Source organism: Streptomyces niveiscabiei (assembly GCF_001419795.1).
Classification (GTDB): Bacteria; Actinomycetota; Actinomycetes; order Streptomycetales; family Streptomycetaceae; genus Streptomyces; species Streptomyces niveiscabiei.
Window position 1 is genome coordinate 20,761 of sequence record NZ_LIRL01000154.1, and the last position, 6,856, is coordinate 27,616.

Annotated in this window: 6 protein-coding genes and 1 pseudogene; 2 read left to right on the top strand and 5 right to left on the bottom strand. The window is 70.0% G+C overall.

The genetic code is table 11. From position 1 onward, the window contains the following. Nucleotides 1-29 precede the first annotated feature (29 nt). Nucleotides 30-1,499 (bottom strand): alpha/beta fold hydrolase, encoded by a 1,470-nt coding sequence (locus tag AOK24_RS08565; RefSeq protein ID WP_055719448.1) that lies wholly within the window; start codon nt 1,497-1,499, stop codon nt 30-32. A 543-nt stretch (nt 1,500-2,042) separates the two neighbouring features. On the opposite strand from AOK24_RS08565, the gene AOK24_RS08570 reads away from it, so the two are divergent. Then, nucleotides 2,043-2,489: a hypothetical protein gene (locus tag AOK24_RS08570; RefSeq protein ID WP_055719449.1), complete on the top strand. Its 447-nt coding sequence runs from the start codon at nt 2,043-2,045 to the stop codon at nt 2,487-2,489. Nucleotides 2,490-2,577: 88 nt separating this feature from the next. Here AOK24_RS08570 and AOK24_RS08575 read toward each other — a convergent pair whose 3' ends face one another. Beyond that, complete coding sequence (locus AOK24_RS08575) at nt 2,578-3,507, bottom strand: LysR family transcriptional regulator (protein ID WP_055719450.1); 930 nt, start codon at nt 3,505-3,507, stop codon at nt 2,578-2,580. A 331-nt stretch (nt 3,508-3,838) separates the two neighbouring features. Here AOK24_RS08575 and AOK24_RS48380 point away from each other — a divergent pair, with 331 nt between their 5' ends. After that, entirely contained in the window at nt 3,839-3,976 is a 138-nt protein-coding gene (locus AOK24_RS48380) for a hypothetical protein (protein ID WP_159051824.1), read from the top strand. Between the two features lie 287 nt (nt 3,977-4,263). On the opposite strand, the gene AOK24_RS08580 is transcribed toward AOK24_RS48380, so the two are convergent. From AOK24_RS08580 to AOK24_RS08590, 3 genes and pseudogenes are all read right to left on the bottom strand, one after another. Then, entirely contained in the window at nt 4,264-5,829 is a 1,566-nt protein-coding gene (locus AOK24_RS08580; protein ID WP_063799413.1) for a sensor histidine kinase, read from the bottom strand. Beyond that, nucleotides 5,826-6,560: a response regulator transcription factor gene (locus tag AOK24_RS08585; RefSeq protein ID WP_055719451.1), complete on the bottom strand. Its 735-nt coding sequence runs from the start codon at nt 6,558-6,560 to the stop codon at nt 5,826-5,828. Before AOK24_RS08585 ends, AOK24_RS08580 begins: the two co-directional genes overlap by 4 nt. A 27-nt stretch (nt 6,561-6,587) precedes the next feature. Beyond that, nucleotides 6,588-6,856 (bottom strand): annotated as a pseudogene (locus tag AOK24_RS08590) (ArnT family glycosyltransferase); the annotation flags it as partial.

The following is a 6,856-nucleotide window of genomic DNA, read 5'->3' on the forward strand; positions in this document are numbered from 1 at the left end:
GGGTGCCACGGGTCCGGATCGGCGAGCCGTCAGAACCGCACGGCGGGGCAGCGGGTGCCGTGGGGTGGGACTGCCAGGGCGGTGAGGTAGGCGTCCACCGCGTTCTCCATGCACGGGCCGCTGGTGACGCTGCCGTGGCCGTGGCCCTCGTAGGTGAGGAGTACGCCGCTGCGGCCGAGCTGCCGGGCCACCGAGACCGCCCAGGGGTAGCCGGTGGCGGGGTCGTGCAGCGCGTTGGAGACCAGGATCGGTGGGGCGCCGTGTACGTCCAGGCGGTGCTGCGGGTTCGCGGTCGGCGCGCCCAGGCACGCTGCGGTCATGTGGATCGGCAGGAGGTACGGAAGGTCGGGCGCGGTCGTGCCCATCATGGCGACGAGCGAGGCGTACTCGGCGTAGTCGCGCACCGGCAGGTGCCAGTCCGAGCAGAAGACGGGCGTGGCCGAAGGCAGCGGCGCTGTCGAGGTGGGCGACGAGGGCAGTGGCTTGCTCGCGTCCATCTCCGCGATCGCCGTGGCCAGGCCCGCGAAGTCGGCCTGGTAGAACTTCCGGAACGCGACCTTGTTGACCAGGTCCGACGACGACAGCGGGGTGCCCGGCCGCGCCGGGTCCGCCAGCTCGCCGCGTCCGGCCCGGGCCAGCAGGCCCTGCCAGACGGCGCGGACGTCACGGGTGTGCAGTACGCAGTCCTCCGCGCCGTCGCACCACTTCACGAACTCCCGGAACGAATCCTCTGCCGTGGCCGCCTCGGAGCGCAGGAAGTCACGGGTGGTCGGGACGCTGTGGTCCATGACGCTTTCCAGCACCATCGCGCGCACGCGGCGCGGATAGGTCTCGGCGTACTGCGCCCCGAGCAGCGTGCCGTACGAGCTGCCGTGGAAGGTCAGTCTCCGCTCGCCGAGAGCGGCCCGCAGGGCGTCCAGGTCCCGGACCGTCTGGGCGGTGTCGAGGTGGTCGAACACAGGGCCGGTACGGGCCCGGCAGTCGGCGCGCAGCCGCCTGTTGTACGCCACGGTCGCGTCGAAGTCCGCCTGGCTCTTCATCTCCGGTGACGGCCGCTCGGCGAGCAGGCCGCCGGAGCAGGTCACCGGGTTGCTGCCGCCCACGCCGCGTGGGTCGAAGCTGACGATGTCGAACCTGCGGCGGACCTCCGGGCTGAACCGGCCGATACGGTCCACCACCATCGCCACACCCGAGTCGCCCGGCCCGCCCGGGCCGAACACCATCGAGCCGACACGTGCGCCGGGGTCGCCGGCCTTGCGGCGGGCCACAGCCAGGTCGAGTCTCGGCCCGTCCGGGCGGGCCCAGTCGACCGGCACCGGAAGCGTGGCGCACTCGGCCCCTGGCTCCGCCGCGTCCGCGCACGGCGCCCACCGCAGGGCCCCGGCCGCAGACGGCGACGCGTGGACGGCGGGAGCGGCGGCGAGGCCGGTGATGACCGCCATCGCGGCACCCACCACCCCGGCCGTGCGCCGCACGGCGGATCTGCCCCTCAACGGCATGGATCCTCCTCGTGAAGGAAAAGGTTGCGTCAGACATGCGGACCCGGCCGGGGTGCCGTCGTCACGTTAGGTGCGCTGTTGCCTGTGCGGCGCCTCTGCCGGAGGTTTTTCCGGGTCAGGTCGGGGATCGTTCAGGGTTGGGTCAGGGGAGAGGGGATGTCTCGGCCGGAGCGAGCAGGTGCGAGACGAGTTCCGCGAGGATGGACGGCACGGTGCCTTTGTGCAGCGGGTGGGGCCGTCCCAGCTGGCAGACCGACCAGCGGCCCGCGCAGACGGACATCATCGACTTGCCGAGGGCACGGCCGGACTCTTTGATGCGATTTCCCGAGCCTCGCTGCTCCAGAAAAGCCGTGCAATTGGTGAATATCTTTTGTACCCCCCGCCAGTCATAAGGGATGCCTTATCGATCGCATAGAGATCCTCACGCTTGTCGATGCTGACAACCGGAACTCCACTGTGCGAGGGTTTGCACATCGCAATGGGCCGGGGAACTGGTCCCGGTAGCGATTCCGACCATTCACTACCCGACCCACGGGGGTTTCCATGCGTATCTTCCGTGCGGCGGCCGGTGTTCTCGCCGCCGCTGCTCTCACCGCTTCCTTCGGCGTTTCGACCGCTCACGCGGAAACGACGGGTTCCACGACTCGTGCCGCCGCGGAGAGCGACTGCAAGAACGGCAGCCACAACATCGGTGGCGGCCGGAACACGGTGTGGGTCTGCGGATCCAGCACACATGTCTACCGGGCCAGCGGAAAGTTCGAGGTCGCGCTCCTCGGGACCCCGACCCCCGTCACCGGGCACGTTCACGTCTGGAGCAAGTGGGGTCACATCGACCTCAACGGGCCGACCGTCACCCTGCGTTCGGGCGAGGCTTCGCACCTCGACTGGAACGGCAGCTGGGACCTGCCGGACGGAGACTCGGTCTGCTCCGCGTGGATCTACTCGGACGGTTCGTCGACCAGCCCCGCCTGCCTGAACATCAGGCGGTAAGCGCTCGTCTTGTGGCCGCTCCATGCCGGGAAACGGCATGGAGCGGCTTTGAGTTGGCCGAGCGGACGTGGTGGGGGCGTCAGGTGTGTCACCGGGCGTCGGTGAGACCCTGTCTGGTGGCTTCGTGCGCAGCGTGCCGAATGGCTTTGATGGTGGATTCGGAACGTCTTCGCCGCAGCCAGGCGAGGGCGGACGTGGAGGGGGAGAGGTCGACCACGTCGAGGTATCTGATGCCGGGGCGGGGAAAGTAGTCGCGGGCGGCTGCCGGGAGAAAGCACATCGCTTCTCCAGCGGCCACCGTGTAGAGCAGCGATTCCATGTCGGTGACCAGCGGCCCGTAGCGGACGCGGCTGCCGTCCGGCCGTGGATCGACGGCCCAGAAGTCCCACCACAGCCGCGGAACCTGCTCAGGCATGGAGACCACCGGGACGCCCGAGAGTTGGGCCAGGGTGAGCCGGGGCAGGGCCGCCAGGGGATGCCCGGCGGGGAGGCAGGCCACGCGTGGCTCGGTGGCCAGGTGGTGCAGTTCGATGTCGTCCGTCACCGGCGGACGGAGGAAGACCACATCGACCTCCTGCTGTGCGAGCGCGGCCAGGTGATCGCCCAGGCCGAGGTCGACCAGTTGCACGGTTGTCCCGGGGTGACGGGTTTGCAGCAGGCCGAGTACGGCCCGGGTGTGTGCCATGGACGCCTCGGCGCCCATGGTTCCCACGACGAGCCGCCCGGAGGTCTGGCGCAACTGCGCGTCGGCGACATGCCGTAGCCGGTCGACCGCCGCGACCGCGGCCCTGGCCTCGGGCAGCAGGGCCTGCCCTGCCTCGGTGAGGGTGATTGTCCGGCTGGTGCGCTCCACCACCGGTACGCCCAAGCGTTTCTCCAGCTCTCTGATTTGCTGACTCAGCGCCGGCTGCGTGATGAACAGGCGCGCGGCAGCGCGTCCGAAATGGAGTTCCTCGCTCAAGGTGAGATAGAGCCGAAGCTGATGAATGCTCGGTTCCTTCGGTACGGACGCCCTCATGGAGAAGGCCAACCTTTCAGACTTGCCTTGCTGTCATAACGAGCATGTTATTGATCACCATGCATTCTGTGCCTCTGATGCGATGACACCCCCGTATGGGTCATGTGATAGTCAATGGCGTGGTTGTGTCGTGAATCACTGGATGCAGAAACTCGGAGAAGACATGAAATCTCGTTTCCTTGCCGGAGCAGGTGTTCTCGCACTTGCTGCCAGCGGTGTTTTGTTCTCGGCCCCCGGAGCCTCCGCAGCCGGGCCGCCTCCGTGCACGGTCACGAAGGAAAGCCCCGGCTGGGGCCACTCGCAATGCTTCGGAGGCAGCGGCCAGCAGCGCGTGGTCCTCACCTGCGGCAGCGGCTCCAGCGTGAACGTCAACTACGGGTCGTGGGTGGCGGCGGACGGCACTCAGTCCCACGCCTACTGCCGAATCCCCACGACCATCACGCTGGTCGACGTCCAGTACGTGCCCTGACTTTCTCCGTCGCAATGACGCCGACGGCTGCACAGGCAGCAAGGGCTCTGGAACTCCGTTTCAGCATGGTGATCTCCCAGAGATGCAACACATGGACATCACCGACTCCAGGCCCGGCAACGGACCGGAGAACCCCGACGTCGGCGCATCGAACTCTAGGCCGCACCGAAGACTTCCCGTCCCTGACAGATGTCAGGGACGGGAACTGCGGGTGATGCTGCTCCAAGGCTCGCGCAAAGGCTACGGCCTCTGCCTGTCGCTCGCCTTTGGCGTCCCCGCTCCCGTCGTCATCCGGTCCACGTCATCTCCTTCCCCGGTCGGTGCTCGGGTGCCGTCACAGCGTGGGCGGGAAGGGGGAGGACGAGGCGGAAGGTGCAGCCTCTGCCGGGGGCCGTGTCCAGTTCGACGCGGCCTCCGTGGCACTGGGCCACCGCGGAGGCGATGGCGAGGCCGAGGCCGCTGCCGCCGCGTGCGCGGGAGCGGGAGGGGTCGGCGCGGTAGAAGCGTTCGAAGACGCGCTCGGCGTCGGCGGGGGAGAGCCCGGGTCCACGGTCGGCGACCTCGATCACGGCGACAGGGGTGCGGCCGGTGTCGATTTGCGGGCCCCGGAGCGTGGTCCCCACCCGTACGTCCACCGGCGTCCCTGGCGGCGTGTGGGTGAGGGCGTTGGAGAGGAGGTTGTTGACGACCTGGAGCAAGCGGTCGGGGTCGCCGACCGTCTCGACGACCTCCAGTTCCGCGTCCTCGGTGTCCGCGTCGAGTGGGCTGAGCGTCACCCGGTGTTCGCCGTGCGCGCGGACGGCCGCCGCGCTGACCGCGTCGGCGGCGAGGGACAGCAGGTCGACGGGGTCGCGGCGGTAGGCGGGCTCCTGGTCGAGCTTGGCGAGCAGGAGCAGGTCGTCGATGAGGAGGTTCATGCGCTCGGCGTTGCGGGCGAGCTGCTCGTCGGCCTCGCGGCGCTGTGCGGCGGGCCGGTCGGGGTGGCGCAGGGCGAGCTGGGCGAAGCCCTGGACCGTGGTGAGGGGGGTGCGCAGCTCGTGCCCGGCGTCGGCGACGAAGCGCCGCAGCCGCTCCTCCGAGAACTCCCGCTGCCGCATGGCTTGCTGGAGCCGGTCGAGCATGTCGTTGAGGACGGTGCCCAGGCGCCCGGTCTCGGTGCGCGGGTCGGTGTCGGACAGCCGCAGGCCGAGGTCCCCGGCGATGATGCCCTGCGCCGTACGCTCCATCCGGGTCAGCGGCCGGAGCGCGAGCCGGACCAGGGCCCGGACGACGACGATCAGTACGGCGACGGCCGCGATGAGGATGACGGTGCTGAGGAGCAGCTGTTTCGACAGGACGGCCTGCGGGCTGTCGAACGGCAGGGCGACGACGTACGTGCTGAGCGCCGGGCTCTCCCGCCGCAGGACCCGCCAGCGGCCGTCCCCGGATTCGGCGGGAACGGTCGTCACGTGCCCCAGTTTCAGGCCCAGTTCAGCGGTGGTCGAGGCGAGCCGGGGTCCTGGCCTGTCGCCTCCGCCGAGCGTGCTCTGTTTCGCGCCCCAGGCGTCGTAGAAGGTGACCCGGAAGTCGGAGGGCAGGGTGATCGCGCCCGGCGTCGAGCGGACGACCGGTTCGGTGGCGGGGGCGAAGACCTGGTCGGAGAACTCCAGATGCGTCAGCTGCCGGTCGACCCGGTTGAGCAGCCAGGAGTGCATGCTCGCGACCCCGACGGCCTGCGTGGTGAGGACCACGACCGCGGCGAGGAGGGACACACCCCACACGAGCCGCCCGCGCAGCGAGCGGGGGCGCGGCCTCCAGCGCTGAGCCGTCCACCGCTGAGCCGTCCACCGCGGAATCGCCCACCGCAGACTCATCCGCCGCCTCCCACACCGTGCCCCTGCGGAAGCCGCAGGCAGTAGCCGACACCGCGCACGGTGTGCAGGAGGGGCGGATCGAAGCGGTCGATCTTGCGGCGCAGGTACTTGATGTACGTCTCCACGATGCGGCCGTCCCCCGCGAAGTCGTAGCCCCACACCTCGTTGAGGATCTTGTGCTTGCTGAGCACCCGGCCCGTGTTCTCCATGAGGTAGACCAGCAGATTGAACTCGGTCGGCGACAGCGGGACGTACTCGCCGGCGCGGCGCACCTCGTGCGCGATCTCGTCCACCTCCAGGTCGGCGAAGCGCAGGACCCCGGCACCCGCGCCGTCCGGGCTCTCGGGGCTGGTGCGGCGCAGGATGGCGCGGATGCGCAACAGGACCTCCTCGATGCTGAACGGCTTGGGCACGTAGTCGTCGCCGCCCGCGCTGAGGCCCGCGATACGGTCGGCGAGCTCACCGCGCGCCGTGAGGAACAGCACCGGCGTACGCACCCCGGATGCCCGCAGGCCCCGGGTGACCTCGATGCCGTCCAGGTCGGGCAGCATGATGTCGAGCAGCACGAGGTCCGGACGGCTCGCCTCCACCGAGCGCAGGGCCTCCCGGCCGGTGGCGACGCCGAGGACCTCGTACCCCGACAGCCGCAGCGCCGACTCCAGCAGCATGCGGATACCGGGGTCGTCCTCGACCACGAGGAGGCGGTGCGCGGGGACCGGGGCGTCGGGCATGGCGGGGCTCCGTTCTGCCGGAGGACGTCACGGGGTGCGACTCCCGGGGGCGCAGTCGTACAGGACCGTTCCGGCACCGCCCGCCATACGGCCCTCGGCGGCGGAGCCGCTCCCGCCGTACTCCTTCGCGGGGACCTCGGCGCAGTTCCCGGCGAGCCACCTCGTCCGCTCCGCCCCGGTGTCGCCGCCTTGCAGGGCGGCGATCCCGCCGGACGAGCCTAGGACGTAGCGGAGTTCACCGTCACCGGTCCATTCGGCCAGTTGCCGTACGGAGGGGACGTCGTCGGCGCCGACGA

Bases quoted from the DNA above. Each gene is read 5' to 3' on its own strand.
- AOK24_RS08565 (WP_055719448.1), bottom strand. From the start codon at position 1,499: ATGCCGTTGAGGGGCAGATCCGCCGTGCGGCGCACGGCCGGGGTGGTG.
- AOK24_RS08570 (WP_055719449.1), top strand. From the start codon at position 2,043: ATGCGTATCTTCCGTGCGGCGGCCGGTGTTCTCGCCGCCGCTGCTCTC.
- AOK24_RS08575 (WP_055719450.1), bottom strand. From the start codon at position 3,507: ATGAGGGCGTCCGTACCGAAGGAACCGAGCATTCATCAGCTTCGGCTC.
- AOK24_RS08580 (WP_063799413.1), bottom strand. From the start codon at position 5,829: ATGAGTCTGCGGTGGGCGATTCCGCGGTGGACGGCTCAGCGGTGGACG.
- AOK24_RS08585 (WP_055719451.1), bottom strand. From the start codon at position 6,560: ATGCCCGACGCCCCGGTCCCCGCGCACCGCCTCCTCGTGGTCGAGGAC.